Origin of the sequence: Microcystis sp. M083S1 (assembly GCF_020246405.1) — a bacterium.
In the GTDB taxonomy this organism is placed as follows: Bacteria; Cyanobacteriota; Cyanobacteriia; order Cyanobacteriales; family Microcystaceae; genus Microcystis; species Microcystis aeruginosa_C.
The window spans coordinates 1-19,286 of record NZ_JADBTB010000136.1 but is presented as its reverse complement, the minus strand read 5'-3'; the positions used below and the strand labels follow the sequence as shown (position 1 = coordinate 19,286).

The following is a 19,286-nucleotide window of genomic DNA, read 5'->3' as shown; positions in this document are numbered from 1 at the left end:
TTTAAAGAGAATCTAAATATTTTCTGCGTTTTTCTTCGTATTCTTCAGCAGTAATAATTCCCTGATCGTAAAGCTTTTTAAGCTGGAGTAAAGTAGCAGTTTTTTGCTGACCTGATTCTGGCAGTCTTCGCTCTGTACTGTTGGCGAGATAGTTAGGATTGTATTTAGCATCAAAAGCTTGATCTGACATGATGATTAAACCAATAAATTCAAAAAAAGCAATGATGCCGGGGATAAAAGTCCAGAAGAAAAGTAGATAGAGAATACCTGCTAAATTCTCCCCTAGATAAAATTTATGGATGCCAAGATAACCAAGAAAAAAGGCTAGTAAAGCCGCTATAGTTCTATTTCTCATAATTTTTGAGATTTCCCTAATTTAGCCAAAAGAAAGTATAAAACCACGATGCCTGCCTGTAATTCCAAGAGAGTAATATAACCCTTGACTAGATAATTTAATTCTAGGGAGGAATTAAAGGCAAAAACTAGCACACCCAAGACTAAAAAAGGCAGTAAACGCCAGCTAGACTTGGGTATTTTTATTCCCGTACTGTTAACCTGATTCATGGGCTAATTCTCTAGGTTGGTCTTTTTCGGTGATAGGAGCAAAATCGGGCTTTGTCAAGGGGTGCTTTGATTAACTTTTAGCATCTCAACCAGAATATTATGGGCATCCTTGGCTGATTCTAGGGTGCGCTCAAAAGGTATTCTAATTGTTTGACTCTCCCCTAATTTTTCTACGGCTAAATCCATGCCTTGGGGATCGATGGAGAGCATTTGAGCGGTTTCTGCATCGGTAATATTGCCGTAAACTTGAGCGTAGAAAAGCACGGCATCACCGTGATCTTTGTTCATGTGTTTACATATGCGATCGCTAATGGCGGGAGTGATAGTTTCAGACATAAATATTTCCGAAAAAAATCGATAATAAGGTGGGGACGGATAAAAGCCAGTTCTAAATCGAGGCCAATGGGGGCATATTAGTTAGGGTAGCCTAATTAATCGCTAATTGCCAGATAATTTGGGCGTGGGCATGGCAGACATCAATAATAAGTTTAATATTATTTTCTTGACAAAAATCCTTAATTGTGCGTTGATCTAATTGTCCCACTGAAGGTCAATCGGGGTAGAGAGTAAAGTCCGGGGCTGCCCGCGAATTTAAATTGCCTGTTGAGATGAAACAAGAGGCAACAGTAAAGGGATTGGGAGAGATTCAGCTAATCGGATAGGCGATTAAAATGCCTCTTAGCTTAAAACCCCACACCCTGCCCCCACCAAAAAACTTTTTCAGCACACCTTATATATTTTATCGTTCACAACCGACAACAGAAGCGGTGTAGGTATTACCGATGTGCTGAATACCATTGACAAAAAGATTAACTAAAAAAGGTTGATCATTTGCGCGTACTGTGGCAGTAATTGTTAAGGGTTTATCGGGTTCGATTCGTACTCCATTAGTATTAAAAAATTCCTCGTTAGTTTGATCGCTATACTTGAGAAACAGCCGGATATCAAAAGAGGCAGCCCGGGGGACAGAAACCGTAACGATAAACCTCTGAAAACGTCTCCCCCCCGGCACTGCCCAATCGGTATTCCAATTATTACGAGTTATCGTGACACCGAAAGGACCTGGAACAGTGGGTTGTGAGACGCTTTTCGTAACTTCACTACCTTCACCCCCTAATAAAGAAAGTGGCCGACAATTTTGCGCCGCTGCCGGTAGATGTGAGCTTAATAATACCGCCGATAGACTTAATAAGCCAGGGATAGAGGTTAATTTCATTATTGATTTTGTCTCCAATTAATAGAACCTATCTAAAAATTATAGATGATCATGACCCTAAAAAAACGGCGATTTAGCTTAATTGAGGCCAATTACTGAAAAATGTCGATCATCAAGCTGAATTTTCAAAAACGGGTTTAAAATTGATTCATAATTTCCATATAAATATGTTCTAACTGTATCGTCTGACGGGCGATAGAATCAATATTAATGCCGTCAAATGCCCGAATAATATCGCTTAATTCTAGATGTTCATGTAACCAAAAAGCTAAATCTTTACCGTAAAATTTGGGAGTAAATCCTAACTGTTTACCTCGATTTATTGCCGCTTCTTGATCCCGGGTATCCATGATAATAATTTCTTTCGCAGGAATGTGCTGACGCAGCTGATTTAAATTACCTTCGGCAATAATACGACCTTGTTTTAAAATCCCGATACGTTGACAGAGACGCTGTGCTTCATCGAGGAGATGGGTAGTTAATAAAATTGTCATTCCCTGGCGCCGTAATTCTCCGATTAAATCCCAAATTTCATAGCGAGATTCGATGTCTAAACCGGTAGTTGGTTCATCGAGAATTAATAATTTTGGCTGATGAACAATAGCCACGGCAATATTCATCCGGCGCTGCATTCCACCGCTTAAAGTTTCCACCGGACTACGGGCGCGATCAAGCAAATTTACTGCCGATAAACTGGCTTTAATCCGATGACGACGCTGGAGGCGATCAAGTCCATAAATCTGAGCAAAAAAGTTGAGATTTTCCTCACAAGTAAGGGATTTGTACAATAAATTTTCTTGCGGGGCAACCCCAATTAATTCTTTAGTAACTCTGGAAATTGGCAAATAATTAAAGGTAATTTCTCCCGATGAGGGTTTTAATAAATTACAAATTAAGTTAATAGTGGTGGTTTTTCCCGCACCATTGGGACCGAGTAAACCGTAAATTTCCCCCGCTTCAATATGAAAGTTTAATTGATCTAATACTAAGCGTCTTCCGTAATTCTTTTTGACATTATTGATAGTCAGCATTTTTAATAAAGTAACAAGGATAGTCAGGATTTTTTAAGCCATCATCCGTCAGCTAGGTAATAGTAAGAATAACAGGGAAATTGGCTAATTATACTGAAAAATAGGAAGCTGAATAACTGATGGTGGGTTACGGCAAATAGATAAATTAATGATTAAGTCTGATAATTTGTCTCCGCCTAACCCACCCTACCTAACTGATAACTGATTTACAGTCGGCGTTCAAGGTTTAACATTTGTCGATAGGTAAGCCAACCACCTGCTACCATAGCTAGAGCAAAAAGACAAAGAAAGCGAAAATGAGAGCTAATATCTTGCAGATTTTTGCCCTTTGCCCAAACAGCAATTAAAGCTTCATTCATGTGGTAGATCGGGTTATATTTAGCCAGAGACAGAATATTGTCGGGGAATAAAGCAGTGGGGAGAAAAACGCCGCCTAAAATTAATAAAGGAACCCCAAAAGTTCCCACCAAAGCATTAACATCTTCTGTTCTTTTCGCCAGTTGAGTGCCGAGGATAAATCCTAAACCCACATAGGCGGTGATACTAAGAAAAATAATTAATAATTCTAGAGGAATTGAGCCTTTAAAAGTGGCTCCATACTGTTTAGCAATAGAATAAACTAAAACTGTCTGACAGGCGGCAATCGCACAATGGGCGAGAAAAATGCCGATAAAATAGGAAACACCGCTTAAAGGCGATAAAAATAACCGTTTAATTGTTTGTTGTTCCCTTTCTGCCACTACCGTCGCCACGGTTCCCCCCAAACAACTAAAGAAAAGTGCCGCCCCGACGAGGGTGGGAGGAGTAGCCAGAGCCATCGCCTCGTCAAGCTCAATTTTGCCTTTTTCTGCCATAATATAGCCATTTAAGAGCAGGACAAGGATCGGGAAAATGCCCCAGAGGATTAAGCTACGCCCGCGCCGGATTAATTCTACTAAAATTCGTTGAGCGATCGCTAAAATTTCCTGCCAATATTTCATAGAATGTTAGTGTAATTGTTTCTCCCTGTAGAGAAATAAGTTTTTCTACTTTCGACTTAGGCTTATTGTAAGTGTTCCAGAGCTTGATCGGCGCGCAATCTTACCACTATTTCCGCTTCCGTCTCCCGAATCTGTCCTAAAAGTTCCCGAATCGCCCCGCGAAATGCCGCCGCCGCAGTTCCTAACCCCTCCAATCCGACAATCGCCGCATATCTAACCACCCACTCTGGATCCCCTTGCGAAAGTTTCTCCAGTGCCGCAAAAACAGCATTCTGAGCCTCAGAAACCCGACTTTCCTCCAAATCAGACCAAATTATATTTCCTAAGCCTCTAGCCGCCCCTCGCCGCACGCTAAAGGAAAAATCACTCACCGCCGCCTCAAGTAATAAGTCCAATCCTCGCACATCGCCAATTCCTGCTAGGGCGCGGGTTGCCCAAGCTCTCGCCCCATAATTATAACCGTCTAGGTTGGCTAGTAAATAGGGAACTGCCGCTTTGCCGATGGCGATTAAACCATCCACGGCTGCCACGGAGGCGCCGGGGTTGTTATATCTCAGCACATCGGTGAGGGTGGGTATTGCCGCTTCACTTTTGGCGGCGGCTAAGTTTTCCACGGCGGTTAGTAACTCATTGGCTGAGTCGGCTTTTTCTACGGCGATAATTAAAGTCTCAACGGTGGGAAGCATTGGTTATCATTGGAGGGGATGAGGGGTTGGGAATTATGAATTATGAATTATGAATTATAAATTATAAATTATAAATTATAAATTATGAAGTGGGAAGAATAAATAAAAATAATCTCCTGACGACTGATTCTTATCTCCTAACCCCACCAACAAACTTTTAAAGATAATTTTATCGCCAAACTTTTTTCTGTAAAATCTGACTAATTTCTTGGGGAAAAGGACAATCATCGGGAAAGTTAAAGTATTGATAATCTGGGTTATCTCGCAAGCTTTTTAAAGCCGTGGCATAGCAATCTAAAAATACTTGATCCCAGTAGGGTTTTAAAATAGGAGAATCCCTCAAAAGTTCTTCTAGTTCCCGTTGACTGCGCCTAATAGTTTCTTGCCAACCTCGATAATCTTGAACGTAATCAGTATAGCAAAGTTTGAGGCAGTGTTCTAAGATGGTGGTTAACCGGTTGCGGAGTTCACGTTTTTGACTTCTGCCCAAACTTTCTATCTCCTCGATCAAGTTTTCCCAGTCAACTTTATCAAAGTTTTTTTGTTTTAACAGAGTGATTGTTTCGTTTAGCCAGCCAGCATAATCAGTTTGAATTAGCATAAAACCTCTGGATTTTATGAGTTTGAATTTAGATAAAAACTAACCAATGATTAATTACAATAAACTATCCATTAAAGTGAGAATTTCGGAGATATTTTCGCCGCTAGAATTAGTTTTTAGATAGTTTTCTAAAAGTTCCTTGAGAGCAACCAGTTTCAGACTATTTTCCGCCAAAGTATTAGCGATCGCAGGGGCAGCTGGCAGATAACCCGTAGCACCTAAATCCATTAAAGCAGAACGACGCAGCTGTAATTCTTCCCCTTGCAAGGCATTAATCAGAATATCGCCATAGTGGGGGTTAGTCGTGAGTTGATAGAGGGCGCGAGCAGCCGCATAACGCACTTTTTCGACGAAATGCTTTAAAAACGGTTCGATGAGGGGAATCGCTTCCCTCGCTTGCAGGGTTCCCAAGGCTTCGATAATCGCCTCGTAGGGTTGGACTAAATGGGGTTTTCCCGTCACTAAAACAGCCACTTCGATGCCACCCTCTAATAGTTTCTTTAAAGGTGCGATCGCGCTTCGATCCTGAAGCATTTCCAATGCCTGGGCAGCCGATTCACGCACATAATAATCTTCGCAGTCGAGACAGGCAATCAAAGCGGGAAGACAACTGAGATCATCTAATTTCCCTAAAGCACTGGCAGCGTTGCGTCGCAGGGGATAACCGCCGTCAGGAGTGCGATCGCTTTCGTCCTCTAAAGCGGCAATTAACGCCGAAATCGCCTCCGGTTGACGAACACGAAATCTACCCAACCACCAAGCGGCATAATAACGCGCGCCTAGGTCTTCTCTTTGCTGGATATTAGCGATCGCTTGTTCAACAGTATAGGCCGGATTATCGACGGCAGCAGAGTAAGAATCGCTCATAGACAAGTGAAAATGGGTGTGGGGGAATTATGAATTATGAATTATGAATTATGAAGTGGGGAGCAGGGAGTGGGGAGAATAAATAAAAATAATCTCCTGACTCGGAGAATACTGACTCGGAGAATACTGATAACCGACTCAGTTTTTCATAGTTGCCGCACCCTTGCCAATACCAGAATAAATTAAACCCCGTTGAGCATCGAGACTAATGATCACCCCTTCGCGGATAATTTTCGTGGCATCTTTAACCCCGACAATCACAGGAATACCCAATTTTAAACCGATAGTAGCGGCGTGATTGTTCATCGCGGTATCTTCGGTGATAATTCCGCCAGCTTTCCGCATCATATCCACATATTCGGCGCTGGTGGTGGGAACGACTAAAATCTCCCCGTTACTAAAACTACCCACTTCCCGGGCATTATGGGCCACTCGCGCCCGGCCACTGGCCACACCCTGGCCGATACCTGTACCCTTGCCCAAAAGGGATTTTACCACTTCCACCTTAATTAAATCCGTGGAACCGGCCACCCCTTGCAGAGTTCCCGCCGTCATCACCACTAAATCACCATCCGCGAGGAGGTTATTTTCCTGGGCAAGATTCATCGCCACTTGAAAAGTTTGGCTAGTGGAGGGTAAATCGAGCAATAACATCGGTTTTACGCCCCAAACTAGCTGTAACTGCTGTGCCACTTCCCGATGGGGAGTAACGGCTAAAATCGGGGTTTTGGGGCGAAATCTGGAGACGTTACGGGCAGTAGAGCCAGTTTTTGTCAGGGTAATAATTGCCGCTGCCCCCAATTGTTCGGCAATTTGACTGACTGCCGAGGAAATAGCGTTAGGAATCGATTGTTTATTGTTAGAGCGAGCGGCACTATTGATCTGTTCCCGTTCGATCCTTTCGGCAATGCGGGCCATCGTTGCCACCGCTTCGATGGGATAATGACCCACAGCCGTTTCATTGGAAAGCATGACCGCATCAGTGCCATCTAAAATCGCATTAGCTACGTCAGAAACCTCGGCGCGGGTGGGACGAGGATTACTGGCCATACTGTCAAGCATTTGAGTGGCGGTGATAATCGGGATGCCTAGCTGATTAGCGGTATTAATCAGGCGTTTTTGCAGGATTGGCACGTCTTCGGCTGGTAATTCTACTCCTAAATCTCCCCTGGCCACCATAACACCATCACAGAGGGATAAAATTGCCTCCATTTCCTCGATCGCTTCGTGTTTTTCAATTTTAGCGATCACGGGGATAGATTTACCCGCACTGGCGATTAATTCTTTAATTTCGAGGATATCTTGGGGATTACGCACAAAACTAAGGGCGATCCAATCCACATCCCACAGCAGTCCGAACATTAAATCTTTTTTGTCCTTATCGGTTAAAGCTTTTACCGACAGATAAACGTTGGGAAAATTTACCCCTTTATTGCTGGATAAGACACCCCCAACCACCACCCGACAGGACAGGTCTCCTTTCAGGCGATCCACTGATTCCACCCGCATTTCGACTTTACCATCATCGAGGAGAATTCTCGAACCTTCTGGGACTTCTTGGGCGAGCGAGGGATAGCTAATGGAACTGATTTCCTGATTACATTCCACATCCCTAGAAGTAAGGATAAAGGGTTCCCCCGGTTTCAGGGTAATCGACCCACAGGCAAATTTACCTAAACGAATTTTTGGCCCCTGTAGATCCTGAAGGATGCCAATCGGTTGATTGAGTTCAAAGGCTAACTGACGGATCAGGTTAATGCTGTGACGATGGTAATCGTGATCGCCATGGGAAAAGTTTAATCTAAATGTTGTCGCCCCCGCCTTGATCATCTGACGTAATGTTTCCTTATTTTGCGAGGCCGGGCCAATCGTGGCCACAATTTTAGTGCGACGGGGGAAAGACAGAGAGTGCATAGATAAGCAACTAAATAGGCTAAGTAAATATAGCAGCGTTTGGGACGCTCCGATCATCTTCTCATAAATGGTTATACCCAGTGAAAAGTTAAAAGTAAAAAAACGGTGAGATTTATAAATCCCACCGTTCTTATTTATCGACTTCGTCAACTCAGCTTAGAAACGGAAAGTTGTCCGGATGACACCGACCAAAATGGCGTTACCTTCGTTGTTAGCGTTGAAGACCGCATAGGCACCGGGGGTAATCAGGATGTTTTTGGTGACTGGGAACTTATACTGAGCTTCTACCATGTAAGAGGTTCTGCTTTCTTTATCGGAACGGGGTACTTGACCACCACCTAAAGAGAATGCCGCACCTTCCGCAAAGAGGTCGAGGACAGAAAGATTAAGGTTCCAAGACCAGATATCGGCGGTATTATCTCCGATCGCACCATTAGCTCCTGTGGCCTTGGCATCGGCGTAACCAGCCCATGCCCCTATATTTAAGACTCCAGGGATAACTTGGGCACTACCCTGTAAACCAAAACGGTTAGCTACAGTGGGAACGTTACCGAAGGGACGCTCAGTCAGAGGGCTGCTGACGTTACCGAATAAACCAGAACTAATATCAGCCGCGGTTTGATAACTGCGAACGTAGATGAAGTTAATATCGGCAAATTTGATGAAGGAGAAACCTACTTGCGCGCCAGCACTGTAGGAACCATTGAACAAACCTTTACCCGGTTCAGGACTGGAGGCACCACTACCGGCCAGATAAGCCCCTGTAACTTGGAAAATATCGCCGACCTTGAATCGAACCCCTGCACCCGTCCCAGAAGGACCCCGGAAGACGATGTTATTGTAGCGTTGACCGCGAGATAAAGCACCCGTACCGCTATCGGAGAGGAAGGGGTTAGCAGTGATGAAAACGTCATCTAGGTTTAACTGGTTAGCACCAACCCAAACGGTGATGTTACCGAAGGGAGTGCCGATGGGAGCGCGGTAGAACAAGTCATCGATGGTTACATCGTTGTCACGACCGTCATCGTATGCCAGACGGGTCATGTTGGTTCTCGTCGGACCACTTTGGTTGAAAGTGTTGTTAAAGTTACCTGCTTGTAAACGGGTTCTTAACAAATCTTTACCAGTGAAGCTGGTTTCAAAGTTGAGACGAACCCGATTATTAAATACTGTTTGACTTTGATCTTGATTGCTGGCGCCAGTTACCGTACCGTTGGTATTTCTAATGGCAGCTCGACCACCCCAGCTATCGGCGACACTGAAGATTACCTCACCTCTGAGTTTGGTGGTGGTGGAAAATTGATTGTTTTCCAAGAAAGCAACGCGCTGTTCCAGGTTATCTACTCTAGCCCCTAAAGCCGCTAGTTCGGTCTCAAATTCTTGAACAAGACGTTTTAATTTATCGATATCTTCTCTGAGTACACCGACACCATCTTGAATTAAACGTTCCATGACGTTTAAACAAGCGTTTAAACCTGCGGCAAATTCCCAACGAGTGGTGGCGCGATCACCACGGAAGGTACGGTCGGGATAACCAACGATACAGCCGTAACGTTCCACAAGGCTTCTTAATGCCTCGTAGGCCCAAGCGGTGGGAGATACGTCCCGCAGTTGGTTAACGCTAGTCACCTGGGACATGGAACCCTGATAGACACTTGTATTGATCTGCTGACTACTTTGGGCCTGTTGAATGCGATCGAGTTGTTGTTGCGCAGCTGGATCAACCTTGAGTTGAGGTGTCCCCGGCATAGTTTGAGCCACTGCGCTGCCAGCAGCCGCTACGGAAGCACCTAATACTAAAGGAGTTACCTTTACTAAATTCTTGAATAGTTTTGACATGGGTCAATCCTCACACCTTATTTTATGGACTGAATTAACTATTAATACAAAAAGACTATCCACTTAGCCTAGATTGTACTCACATTATATTATAATTCCCTCTTGCCTAGGTTAAGTTAATTTTATGATATGACAGAAAAATTTCTGTCTGATCTTATTAAGATTAGGACTTACGCACTTTACAAATTAACCATGATGTGCATCAATGAAAATCCCTCCTTTCAGACTTTCGGCGATTAACTTCCCAACGATAGCGATCGCTCAAAAGTGATCAAGAAATCACGTTAAAATGCCCGAAACATAGCCATCACATTTAGTCAATCCTGTCAATGGGCAATTCCTAAAGATTTTGTTAAGATGTCAGCCTTATCAGTTATCAGTTATCAATTATCAGTTATCAGATGTGAGTTTTCAGTTCACTGATTACTGTTCACTGTTCACTGATAAAATCTCCCCACTTCCCCCCGCAACGCGCACGAAGTGGTCTCCCCACTTCCCCACTTCCCTAACAATAGTTGTTTAAACTAGGCTCGATCGAGTAAGTTAGAATCGAGGATGATAGATATAGTGCTAGACTTCGGGGTTAGAATATAGCTCGACTCTAGAAGTTAAAAACAGCAAGATTGCTGCTGAAAGCTAACGGCTATAGATAAAGACTCGATTCTTGAATTTAAGCACCGAGAAGGGAGATAAAGATGGTCAATTTTGGGCTGAATTCGGCCAGTATCTTAGGAATTTTTCTGGCAGTGGCCGGAGCGGGATTATACTTCCTGCGCTCGGTGCGGCCAGAACTTTCCAGGGATCATGATATATTTTTTGCCGCCGTTGGTTTACTGTGCGGTTTGATTCTACTTTTTCAAGGGTGGCGACTGGATCCGATTTTGCAATTCGGACAATTTTTGCTGACCGGGGCAGCGGTGTTTTTTGCCTTCGAGACGGTAAAATTGCGGGGTTTAACCACGGAACAGGCCCGCCGAGGCACGTCTTTTGTGGATGAACGTCCTGTGAGTCGGGAATATCGGGCCGAATTGGAACCCCTCGACACCTACGAACCAGAGGAAGGTTACGAAGATAATCCCCGTTTACGCGGTTACGATGATCCCCGCTCTTCCCGCACTTCTAGTTATCAGGACGAGGAACCCCGCAGCACCCGCACCCGTCGGCCGGCCGATCCTAGCAGTCGCAAAACGGCTAATCGTCGTCCCCGCAATAGTTCCCCCACTAGCGATCGAGATGTTTATGATCAGCGCCGTAGCGGTGATGATTGGGAAGAAACCAGTCCCCGTCCCCGTCGTCGTCCCGCTAGTGAAGAGACGAGCAGTAAACCGCCCCGCACTAGCCAAAAACGTCGTCCTCGCCCAATAATTGAGGATGATCCGCCATTTAAAGGGGAATACGTCGATTATCAACCGATCGATCCTAGGGATGCTGGCGATCAAGAAGATTGGAAGAGACCGGATAATAGTGAACGGGAGTCGAGTAATGATAATCCGACTAGGTTTGATTATTAAGGAGTAGGTCCGATGACCAAAGCTCCCTTTTTCCTGTTTATCTGCTTGTTTTTAGGGGTTATAGGCGGTTGTAATCTCAATAACCCCGGTTTATCTACAGGAACCCTAAATAGTCGCTATAATGACGAAAAACCTGCCCTGAGCGGTGATGGTCGTTGGCTTGCTTTCCTGTCTAATCGTCGCGGTAGTAATCAGATACTGCTTTATGATTTGCAGACAAAACAATACCAGGCCTTGGGGGGATTATATACGGGTCAAGAAATTACCGATAGCCCTAGTTTAAGCCAAACGGGGCGTTATCTGGCTTATATGGTGATTATTGAGGGTCGTCCCGTCATCGCTTTATATGATCGCATTACCGATCGTTCTGAGTTATTGAGTCAAAATTATCGCGGTTGGTTGCGAAATCCCCGTCTTAGTCCCGATGGTCGTTATCTTGTCTTTGAATCCGCTCGTCGGGGACAATGGGATGTGGAGGTTCTCGATCGCGGTCCGAATATCGAGTTAGATATTGCCGATGGCAGTCCCGTTGAAAGTCCCAAACCGTGAAACGTCATTTTTTTATTAGTCTTGTTGCTGTAATTAGTTTGTTAACTGGATGTGCTGGTTATCCCAGTTTATTGTCTTTTCCTTTCGATCGAGGGGGGAGAAGTTTAAACAGTGCTGCTAGTGAATTAACTCCCTATCTTGCCTCTCGCTATCTCGTTTTTGCTTCCGATCGCAATGGTTCCCAAGCTATCTATCTTTTTGATGCTATTGATCGCCGTTTATTGTCTTTACCCGGACTAAATTCTCTCGATCAGATCGCTTCTAGTCCTTCCATTAGTGAAGATGGTCGTTATATCGTTTTTACTGCTAGTCGTCAGGGAAAAACGGCTATTTATCTGTACGATCGACAAACTCAACAGAGAAGGGAAATTGCTCCCGATCTGCTCGCGGAAGTACGCAATCCGATCATCAGTGCCGATGGTTCTAAAGTGGCTTTTGAAGCGGCAAAAAATGGGCAATGGGATATTATGATTTACGATCTATCTGGACGGGTATTAGTCAATGAAAATCAGTGATCATTAGACCTCTTATAAAAATCAAAAATTGTTGTTAGGGTTAGGAGTCAGTAGCCAGTAGTCAGTAGTCAGGAGAATAAATAATAATCAATTAAATAGTCTATTGACAGATTTTATGCCATTTAATCCTTATTTTTGCCGTTTTTGAACCCTCAAAAATTATCTTAAACCCATAGCTTTTAGTCGATGTTCTAGAAACTGTTTTCCCTGTTTTTCCCCGTCAGCGATCAGACGCTGGATATTGGCAGGAGAGCGATCAAGTTTACTTTCATAGTTGAGACTATTGGCTAATTCCGCCGACATTTCGATCATCGGAATATGGTAATCTTGATCGGGATCTTCTGGGAAAGATTTAGGAATTTTAAATGGTTCTGTTAAGGCGATCTCGCGCAAGAATTCCTCTTTAAAGGCTCCTTTGAGAAATAATTGATTGAGAAAGTCAATCTGATCGAGACCTTGAAATAGGGAAACATTGCCTTCTAATTCATTGCGGCGATCGGCAATATCATCGGATTGCACGGGGATCTTATCTCTAGAGGTGGGATTAATTTTAATTACCCAAATTTCATCGGGAATATTTTCGACTCCAACAAATTCACGGCGAATTAAAGAACGGATGGGGGGATTATCGGAGAATAGTCCATCCCAGTAGGCCATAGTTTCAATGGTGACAGCAGGAAAAATGTTAGGAACACAGGCAGAAGCTAGGATATGTTCAATTTTAACTGCTTCCTCGCGCGAGTTAAATTTACTTAATTTTCCGGTCAGGACATTACAGGCCCCCATTAATAAAATTGGTGGTTCGGGTTTAGCTCCCCAAGTGGCTAATTCAGAGAAATCAATATGCGCTCTTAGTAACTGATCAAAGTTGGTAAAGCGACTGCGTAAACCGTAGGTAGCTATAGAAAATAAGGTTTTAGTAATCGGAGAGGAAGGACTGAGATTATACTGGGGAATTAATCCTTTGCTGGCTAATTCTAGAGCTTTAATAGCTGAGTCATTAAATAGCTTTTCTTGGGGAGTTCGAGCGCTATTATCTTCCCAAAAATCAATCATTCTTTTCCAAACTACGCTATCACCTTTTTTTAGAGCATACCAGGTGAAAAAGGCACAGATAGCACCGCCAGAAGTACCACTGAGACTGACAATATTAAAGTAATCTTGTACTTTATTGTCAAATAATGCTTTTAATGCACCGGCAGTAAAAGCAGTTTGACTACCGCCTCCCTGACAAGCGATCGCGATTTTGGCTTTCATAAATATCCTTTGAATGGCTTCTATCTAAGCCCTAGGCTTTTAATTTAAGGTTAATTGAAAACCTAGAATCGAACCCAAAAATATAGAAATTTTTCTGATTTTCAGAAGAGCTGCCCGGGATATTTTGCCATCACTTCTAGGAAAGGATAAGTAGGTAGGTATTAAAAACTTTCAGATTCCCCCCTTATTAAGGGGGGATTAAAGGGGGGACTAAGGGGGGATCGGCACCCCCCTTATTAAGGGGTGCAGGGGGGATCGAACCTAAAATCCATTTTTAATTTAATTATAACCAGCTACTTATGGTTTCAAGGGAATTGTCTAGGTAATTAGCTGAAGCCATCAGCCTGCGGCTATATCCAAGCGATAATAACTAGAAAAATGGAAAAACTGATAACTGATAACTGATAACTGATAACTGATAGATTAAATCACCGTGCCGTCGGGAATAGTGGCATTTTTGAAAATAACCACGATGCCGCTGCGAACATAGAAACCTAAATCTTCGCGATTAGCTTCTTCCACACGATCTTTGTTAACAATTAAAACATTGGAACCAATGCGAGCATTTTTGTCCACAATTGCCCGACGAATAGTGGAACCAGGGCCGATACCCATGGGAACTTTGGCATTTCCGATGAGACTTTCCCGTTCGGGGAAAGACTCATAAAAGTCCGATCCCATCAGCATTGTATCCTCGATCGTGCAGTCTTTGCCGACTCGACTACGAATACCTAAAATCGAGTGATGGATGCGACATTCTTTGAGAATACAACCTTCAGAAATCATCGATTCTGTCACCGTACAATTGAGCATTTTTGTGGGTGGCAGATAGCGAGAACGGGTATAGATGGGGGCTTTTTCATCGTAGAAACTAAAGGCGGGATTGGGTTGTTGGGTCAGGGCGAGATTAGACTCATAAAAGGCCTCAATCGTCCCGATATCCTCCCAGTAACCCTTAAATAAATAAGCCTGAAGATTGTAGTCTTTAGCCGCCGAGGGAATAATTTCCTTACCGAAATCGGTCTGTTCTTTATTGGCATCGAGCAGATCGATTAAAACATTCTTTTTAAAGACATAAATTCCCATGGAAGCGATGTAGGGACTTTGACGAGCTTGGTCGGGAGTTAAGCCTAAAATCGTCGTATCTACCCGCATTCTTTCCAATTCTGGCCCTTTGGGTTTCTCATAAAAATCGACAATTCGCCCCGAATCATTAATTTTCATCACCCCAAAAGCGGAGGCCCGACGTTCATCGATGGGAACCACTGATAAAGTGATATCGGCGTTGGTTTCCCGATGGCGTTCGATGAACTTGCTGTAGTCCATGCGATAGAGATGATCTCCCGAAAGAATTAGATATTCATCGATATCCCAATCCTTCATCGTCCAGATGTATTGTCGTACTGCGTCGGCCGTGCCTTGGAACCATTGAGGATTTTCCATGGTTTGTTGAGCGGCCAAAACTTCCACGAAACCATCACTAAAACCCGTAAAATTATAGGTACGATTGAGGTGACGATTGAGGGAAGCGGAATTAAATTGCGTCAACACATAGATTTTGTCAATCTGGGAGTTAATACAATTGCTGACGGGAATATCGATTAAGCGATATTTTCCCGCTAGGGGGACGGCAGGTTTTGCCCGCAGTTTCGTTAACGGATAAAGGCGAGTTCCAGCCCCGCCACCTAAGATAATAGCTAATACTTTTTTCACGCGCGTAACCCTCGCGATTGGCTGTTTCCTTCTCAAAGTAAGTGTAGGATGATAGCGCACCTTATTGATAGAGGGGAAACAAAAATCTAGATCTAAAAGTCATCAAGAGGGAATTGATCGGAGTCTTTGCGGATAAATTCGCTAAAATCATGAATTTTTGGGCTAAATCATTAATATTCACCTTTTTTCTCCCTTTACCGTACCTAATGCCCGCCACGGTGATGGGCGATCGCTGTTCTTGGTTAGCCCAAGGTTCCGATGTACAAACTTTCGGTAAACAGGGACAAAGCGGAAAAGATGGCAAGATCGGCGGCCAAGGCAAAAATAGTGACAGTTTAACCCTTTTTCTCGATGGTTCTCCCCTAAAACTCGATATTTCAGGACAAAAAGGGGTCGATGGTGAAAATGGCAGCAATGGCAGCGAGGGCAACTGTAGCGGTCAACCGGGCAACGTCACACGAAATCTCCAGGCGGCCGGTGGTGGTAACGGTGGCAATGGGGGTAATGGGGGTGATGGGGGCAATGGCGGCGCTTTAACCCTCTATGCCACTAATTTAGATTTTTTAAGACAAGTAACGGTCAATGCGGCCGGAGGCGCTGGGGGTTTTGGGGGTCAGGGAGGCCAGGGGGGCAAGGGTTGTCGCTGTTCCCAACCTTTCTGGACAATTCAAACCTGCAGCGGTAGGCCGGGTGATGCCAATTATAGCTGTACCACCAGAGAATTTAGCTGTCAGGATGGTCTCGATGGGGCGACGGGTAATAGTGGTCGTAACGGTCGCGAGGGTCGTTTAGGACAGTTAACTTTAATTCAAATTGATCGCCCTTTAACTGCCGATCAACCGAGCGCAACTGTTCCCCTGTCGGAGTTAAAAGAACGGGGTTATATTCTATCTAAAAATACTTGGGAAACTCGCACTGGGGCAATGTCTTTATTTGCCCCCGGTTCCCTGATTGATGATCAATATCGGATTTTATTAGATCGATCGGAACGTTCTTTTATTTTAATTTGGAATGCGCCTCAAGAGTTTAACCGGTTTACTAATCAGCGTTTTACTTTAACCCTCGATGATCAAAAGGAAATGAAGGTAACTGTCCCCAGTGAATTGTGGATCGAGGGAACCACTCAAAAACGCAATAATGTTACGGAATTTGTCGTTTATAATGCTGTTTTTGAACGAGATGTCACCCAATTAGAAGCAAAAGGTATTACAGGAAATGGTACTGATTTAAGGCTTTTTCTTGAAGATAAAGCTTCCCAATCAAATTTAATCGGCACTAAATTTAAACTGCGTTATCGCGTCACTCGTTGGCAAGCAGATGACCTGCAAACCAGTCCCAGAACCGATTTTGTCACTCGCTATGAAGGAGATATGCCTGCTAATTTAATCCGACAGGAGGGCAATCAATTTATTCTGGATATCGGTCAATTACCCTTACCCGTGGAATCTTTGCGATCGGGTACGGGGATAGAAATCGAGTTACTTGCTACTCGTTCTTTTGCCGGTTATTCCAAAGAACAAAAAATCGTCATTCGCGACACGATTAAAGGGGCAAATATCCTACGGAGGTAAGTAAAAAAAGTCCCCTTCTCCTTTCTCTCGTGCAGTCTTAACCAGTAATTTAGATAGTCAACTTAAGTAGCTGGTTATAATTAAATTAAAAATAGATTTTAGGTTCGATCCCCCCTTAGTCCTAGGGTTGATTCATAGTAGGGTTGATTCATGAATCAACCCTACCCTTAGTCACCCCTTGATAAGGGTGGTGTCTGATAATTTTTAACGCCTACCTACTTACCAAAAAGCTTTAAAATATGTTGAGAGGAAGACTGGTTATTCTCTGGGGAAACCCAGAGAATGCCGCGATCAGCGAAAAAATCAAGGGAAAGATGGGCAGTATTTTAAGTGTGGCGCCGATGATGGATTATACCGATCGCCATTTTCGCTATTTTTTGCGACAAATTAGCCGTCGTCCCCTTCTCTACACGGAAATGATCACGACGATGGCAATTAAACACGGTGATCGCGATAAGTTGCTGGGGTTCTCCCTAGCAGAAAAACCTCTAGCTTTGCAGTTAGGGGGTGATAATCCCTATCTTTTGGCAGAATGTGCTAAAATAGCCGAAGATATGGGTTATGACGAGGTAAATCTCAATGTGGGTTGTCCTAGTTCCAGGGTAAAAGAGGGCAATTTCGGCGCTTGTTTGATGGCTAACCCGGAATTAGTCGCGAGGGGAATATCGGCAATGAATCAAGCTGTATCGATTCCCGTGACTGTAAAACAGAGAATTGGCATTGATGATCAGGATAGTTACGAAAATATGGCGAATTTTGTCCGTATTGTTGCGGATGCGGGTTGTCAACGTTTTACCATCCATGCGCGTAAAGCTTGGTTACAGGGATTAAGTCCCAAGGAAAATCGCACCGTTCCCCCCTTACGTTACGATGATGTTTATCGCCTAAAAAATCAGTTTCCCCATTTGTTTATTGAAATTAATGGCGGTATCATTAATTTAGAACAGGCTAGACAACATTTACAATTAGTAGATGCAGTTATGATCGGTCGGGCAGCCTACGATAATCCCTATTTATTTGCCACAGTCGATCGAGATTTTTATGGGGAATCGGTTACTCCTCCTACCCGGGAAGAAGTAATCAAAAAAATGCTTCCCTATATCGATGAGTGGGTGAGTAAAGGTTATAAATTACACCAGATCAGCAAGCATCTTTTACAGCTTTTTGCTGGTCAGCCCGGAACTAAAGCCTGGAAGCGTTATATTAGTGAAAATAGCCATTTTCCTGGGGCCGATTCTGGGGTAATCTGGCAAGCTTTACAGCAGGTGAACTCCCTAAATGATCTGGCTAATCTGTCAGCTTCCCATTGATTTATTTTCTTTTCTATGATTACCCAATCCTCAATTACTGCCGGGGTAAAAAATTCAGCTATGGCGGATTTTGTTTATCAACCTCCCCCGGCAGCTATCACAGCTAAACGTATTTTAATTAAACCTAATTTAGGTTATCCTGTGCCACCACCAGTAACGGTTAGTCTGCCGGTATTAAGTCAAGTTTTGCGGGGATTGAGAGGGGTAAATCCAGGGGCAGAAATTATCTTGGTAGAGGGAGTATGTTCGGCTATTTCTTTGAGAGAAATTATCGATATTTTGGGAGTAAAATCTATTCTTGATCCCGGAATAAACATTCTTGATGCTGATAGTTTAACCCAGCAAGAATATCCGAATATTTCCCCTTTTCCTGTCCGTTTTTTCTCGATGTTTGCCCCTAAAATTATCGAAGAAGTGGATTGTCGGATCACGATTGGAACCCTAAAACGCACCCATTTAAAGGATAAACCCCTGATTTCTGCTTCTTTAAAAAATCTCTATGGACTCTTTCCCCGTAGTCATTATAAAGCCCGTAGTCCCAACTCGCGGGGGCAATTACATCGCCCCTCCGTACCGCTAATTTTACAGGATGTCTATTTTTGTATCGGTCATCTTTTTGATGGGGCAGTGGTGGACGCTAATCTCAAATATTTTAGTAGTAATTGGCGACCGGATCGAGGAAAATCTATTCCTCTCGGTCGGGTGTTTTGGGGTGATGATATGATTAGCGTGGATCGCAGTGCTTGCCTCTTGGGTGATGAACCGATGCCAAGTTATTTAGATGCGATCGATTTGCTTCGTTCTCAACTTTTAAACGGAACCAATTAGGGTTAATAATTAGGGTTTACTGAAAAAGTTTGTTGGTGGGGGCAGGGTGTGGGGTGTGGGGTGTGGGGTGTGGGGTTTTACCCATTTTCAGGTGGTTAATTACCTAATTTTCAGGGAAAAAGTCCCTGAATTTTCCCCCCAATCACTCCAATCGCTGGTAGTTTTTGATTTCAAAAAAGTCTAAAAATATTATCCAACAAGGTTTTTAGATTTATTCAGCCAACCCTAATTAGGGTTTGCGGCAAAAAGTTTTTCGTGGAGGCAGGGTGTGGGGTGTAGGGTGTAGGGTGTAGGGTTTTACCGATTTTCAGGGGGTCAATTACCCAATTTTCAG

19 protein-coding genes are annotated in these 19,286 nt (G+C 43.7%); 6 read left to right on the top strand and 13 right to left on the bottom strand.

The window, feature by feature from the left end; translation table 11 throughout:
• Nucleotide 1: 1 nt before the first annotated feature.
• The 11 genes from IM450_RS13520 to IM450_RS13470 all read right to left on the bottom strand — a co-directional run bounded on the left by IM450_RS13520 (nucleotide 2) and on the right by IM450_RS13470 (nucleotide 9,698).
• Complete coding sequence (locus IM450_RS13520) at nucleotides 2-355, bottom strand: NINE protein (protein ID WP_287670004.1); 354 nt, start codon at nucleotides 353-355, stop codon at nucleotides 2-4.
• Nucleotides 352-564: a hypothetical protein gene (locus tag IM450_RS13515; protein ID WP_287670002.1), complete on the bottom strand. Its 213-nt coding sequence runs from the start codon at nucleotides 562-564 to the stop codon at nucleotides 352-354. Before IM450_RS13515 ends, IM450_RS13520 begins: the two co-directional genes overlap by 4 nt.
• Nucleotides 565-618: 54 nt before the next feature.
• A complete protein-coding gene (locus IM450_RS13510) occupies nucleotides 619-900 on the bottom strand; it encodes a DUF2470 domain-containing protein (RefSeq protein WP_004268454.1) in 282 nt (93 codons plus the stop codon).
• A 403-nt stretch (nucleotides 901-1,303) separates the two neighbouring features.
• Nucleotides 1,304-1,780, bottom strand: coding sequence for a hypothetical protein (locus IM450_RS13505; RefSeq protein WP_004268456.1), 477 nt, complete (start codon nucleotides 1,778-1,780; stop codon nucleotides 1,304-1,306).
• Nucleotides 1,781-1,917: 137 nt separating this feature from the next.
• Nucleotides 1,918-2,811, bottom strand: coding sequence for an ABC transporter ATP-binding protein (locus IM450_RS13500; RefSeq protein WP_287669998.1), 894 nt, complete (start codon nucleotides 2,809-2,811; stop codon nucleotides 1,918-1,920).
• Between the two features lie 206 nt (nucleotides 2,812-3,017).
• On the bottom strand, nucleotides 3,018-3,791 hold the full coding sequence (locus IM450_RS13495; RefSeq protein ID WP_002784574.1) for an ABC transporter permease: 774 nt from the start codon (nucleotides 3,789-3,791) through the stop codon (nucleotides 3,018-3,020).
• Between the two features lie 62 nt (nucleotides 3,792-3,853).
• Complete coding sequence (locus tag IM450_RS13490) at nucleotides 3,854-4,477, bottom strand: HEAT repeat domain-containing protein (RefSeq protein WP_004268459.1); 624 nt, start codon at nucleotides 4,475-4,477, stop codon at nucleotides 3,854-3,856.
• A 169-nt stretch (nucleotides 4,478-4,646) separates the two neighbouring features.
• Nucleotides 4,647-5,078 carry a DUF29 domain-containing protein gene (locus IM450_RS13485; RefSeq protein WP_287669995.1) on the bottom strand — a complete coding sequence of 144 codons (432 nt, stop codon included), beginning with the start codon at nucleotides 5,076-5,078 and terminating at the stop codon, nucleotides 4,647-4,649.
• Nucleotides 5,079-5,132: 54 nt separating this feature from the next.
• Nucleotides 5,133-5,945 carry a HEAT repeat domain-containing protein gene (locus IM450_RS13480; protein WP_287669993.1) on the bottom strand — a complete coding sequence of 271 codons (813 nt, stop codon included), beginning with the start codon at nucleotides 5,943-5,945 and terminating at the stop codon, nucleotides 5,133-5,135.
• Nucleotides 5,946-6,083: 138 nt separating this feature from the next.
• Entirely contained in the window at nucleotides 6,084-7,859 is a 1,776-nt protein-coding gene (gene pyk, locus IM450_RS13475) for a pyruvate kinase (RefSeq protein ID WP_002798912.1), read from the bottom strand.
• A 156-nt stretch (nucleotides 7,860-8,015) separates the two neighbouring features.
• Nucleotides 8,016-9,698: an iron uptake porin gene (locus tag IM450_RS13470; protein ID WP_287669990.1), complete on the bottom strand. Its 1,683-nt coding sequence runs from the start codon at nucleotides 9,696-9,698 to the stop codon at nucleotides 8,016-8,018.
• A gap of 695 nt (nucleotides 9,699-10,393) precedes the next feature.
• Here IM450_RS13470 and IM450_RS13465 point away from each other — a divergent pair.
• Genes IM450_RS13465 through IM450_RS13455 form a run of 3 tightly spaced genes read left to right on the top strand, consistent with a single transcriptional unit; the run spans nucleotide 10,394 to nucleotide 12,273 of the window.
• Complete coding sequence (locus IM450_RS13465) at nucleotides 10,394-11,209, top strand: Ycf66 family protein (RefSeq protein ID WP_287669988.1); 816 nt, start codon at nucleotides 10,394-10,396, stop codon at nucleotides 11,207-11,209.
• A gap of 12 nt (nucleotides 11,210-11,221) precedes the next feature.
• Nucleotides 11,222-11,758: a TolB family protein gene (locus tag IM450_RS13460; protein WP_004268469.1), complete on the top strand. Its 537-nt coding sequence runs from the start codon at nucleotides 11,222-11,224 to the stop codon at nucleotides 11,756-11,758.
• Entirely contained in the window at nucleotides 11,755-12,273 is a 519-nt protein-coding gene (locus tag IM450_RS13455) for a TolB family protein (RefSeq protein WP_002741428.1), read from the top strand. Before IM450_RS13460 ends, IM450_RS13455 begins: the two co-directional genes overlap by 4 nt.
• A 159-nt stretch (nucleotides 12,274-12,432) precedes the next feature.
• On the opposite strand, the gene IM450_RS13450 is transcribed toward IM450_RS13455, so the two are convergent.
• Together IM450_RS13450 and IM450_RS13445 are read right to left on the bottom strand one after the other, a co-directional pair.
• On the bottom strand, nucleotides 12,433-13,530 hold the full coding sequence (locus tag IM450_RS13450) for a patatin-like phospholipase family protein (RefSeq protein WP_287669985.1): 1,098 nt from the start codon (nucleotides 13,528-13,530) through the stop codon (nucleotides 12,433-12,435).
• Nucleotides 13,531-13,953: 423 nt separating this feature from the next.
• Nucleotides 13,954-15,243 (bottom strand): glucose-1-phosphate adenylyltransferase, encoded by a 1,290-nt coding sequence (locus IM450_RS13445; protein ID WP_004268476.1) that lies wholly within the window; start codon nucleotides 15,241-15,243, stop codon nucleotides 13,954-13,956.
• 206 nt (nucleotides 15,244-15,449) lie between these two features.
• On the opposite strand from IM450_RS13445, the gene IM450_RS13440 reads away from it, so the two are divergent.
• The 3 genes from IM450_RS13440 to IM450_RS13430 all read left to right on the top strand — a co-directional run bounded on the left by IM450_RS13440 (nucleotide 15,450) and on the right by IM450_RS13430 (nucleotide 18,952).
• The gene (locus IM450_RS13440) at nucleotides 15,450-16,814 is read left to right on the top strand and encodes a collagen-like protein (RefSeq protein WP_287670026.1); all 1,365 of its coding nucleotides are present in this window, start codon (nucleotides 15,450-15,452) and stop codon (nucleotides 16,812-16,814) included.
• 314 nt (nucleotides 16,815-17,128) lie between these two features.
• Nucleotides 17,129-18,124: a tRNA dihydrouridine(20/20a) synthase DusA gene (gene dusA / locus IM450_RS13435; protein ID WP_004268480.1), complete on the top strand. Its 996-nt coding sequence runs from the start codon at nucleotides 17,129-17,131 to the stop codon at nucleotides 18,122-18,124.
• A 15-nt stretch (nucleotides 18,125-18,139) separates the two neighbouring features.
• Nucleotides 18,140-18,952 (top strand): DUF362 domain-containing protein, encoded by an 813-nt coding sequence (locus tag IM450_RS13430; RefSeq protein ID WP_287669982.1) that lies wholly within the window; start codon nucleotides 18,140-18,142, stop codon nucleotides 18,950-18,952.
• Nucleotides 18,953-19,286: the final 334 nt, after the last annotated feature.

What these genes read in the sequence shown, in the direction of transcription:
- IM450_RS13520 (WP_287670004.1), bottom strand. Translation starts at nt 355, where the DNA reads ATGAGAAATAGAACTATAGCGGCTTTACTAGCCTTTTTTCTTGGTTAT.
- IM450_RS13515 (WP_287670002.1), bottom strand. Translation starts at nt 564, where the DNA reads ATGAATCAGGTTAACAGTACGGGAATAAAAATACCCAAGTCTAGCTGG.
- IM450_RS13510 (WP_004268454.1), bottom strand. Translation starts at nt 900, where the DNA reads ATGTCTGAAACTATCACTCCCGCCATTAGCGATCGCATATGTAAACAC.
- IM450_RS13505 (WP_004268456.1), bottom strand. Translation starts at nt 1,780, where the DNA reads ATGAAATTAACCTCTATCCCTGGCTTATTAAGTCTATCGGCGGTATTA.
- IM450_RS13500 (WP_287669998.1), bottom strand. Translation starts at nt 2,811, where the DNA reads ATGCTGACTATCAATAATGTCAAAAAGAATTACGGAAGACGCTTAGTA.
- IM450_RS13495 (WP_002784574.1), bottom strand. Translation starts at nt 3,791, where the DNA reads ATGAAATATTGGCAGGAAATTTTAGCGATCGCTCAACGAATTTTAGTA.
- IM450_RS13490 (WP_004268459.1), bottom strand. Translation starts at nt 4,477, where the DNA reads ATGCTTCCCACCGTTGAGACTTTAATTATCGCCGTAGAAAAAGCCGAC.
- IM450_RS13485 (WP_287669995.1), bottom strand. Translation starts at nt 5,078, where the DNA reads ATGCTAATTCAAACTGATTATGCTGGCTGGCTAAACGAAACAATCACT.
- IM450_RS13480 (WP_287669993.1), bottom strand. Translation starts at nt 5,945, where the DNA reads ATGAGCGATTCTTACTCTGCTGCCGTCGATAATCCGGCCTATACTGTT.
- pyk (WP_002798912.1), bottom strand. Translation starts at nt 7,859, where the DNA reads ATGCACTCTCTGTCTTTCCCCCGTCGCACTAAAATTGTGGCCACGATT.
- IM450_RS13470 (WP_287669990.1), bottom strand. Translation starts at nt 9,698, where the DNA reads ATGTCAAAACTATTCAAGAATTTAGTAAAGGTAACTCCTTTAGTATTA.
- IM450_RS13465 (WP_287669988.1), top strand. Translation starts at nt 10,394, where the DNA reads ATGGTCAATTTTGGGCTGAATTCGGCCAGTATCTTAGGAATTTTTCTG.
- IM450_RS13460 (WP_004268469.1), top strand. Translation starts at nt 11,222, where the DNA reads ATGACCAAAGCTCCCTTTTTCCTGTTTATCTGCTTGTTTTTAGGGGTT.
- IM450_RS13450 (WP_287669985.1), bottom strand. Translation starts at nt 13,530, where the DNA reads ATGAAAGCCAAAATCGCGATCGCTTGTCAGGGAGGCGGTAGTCAAACT.
- IM450_RS13440 (WP_287670026.1), top strand. Translation starts at nt 15,450, where the DNA reads ATGCCCGCCACGGTGATGGGCGATCGCTGTTCTTGGTTAGCCCAAGGT.
- dusA (WP_004268480.1), top strand. Translation starts at nt 17,129, where the DNA reads ATGGGCAGTATTTTAAGTGTGGCGCCGATGATGGATTATACCGATCGC.
- IM450_RS13430 (WP_287669982.1), top strand. Translation starts at nt 18,140, where the DNA reads ATGATTACCCAATCCTCAATTACTGCCGGGGTAAAAAATTCAGCTATG.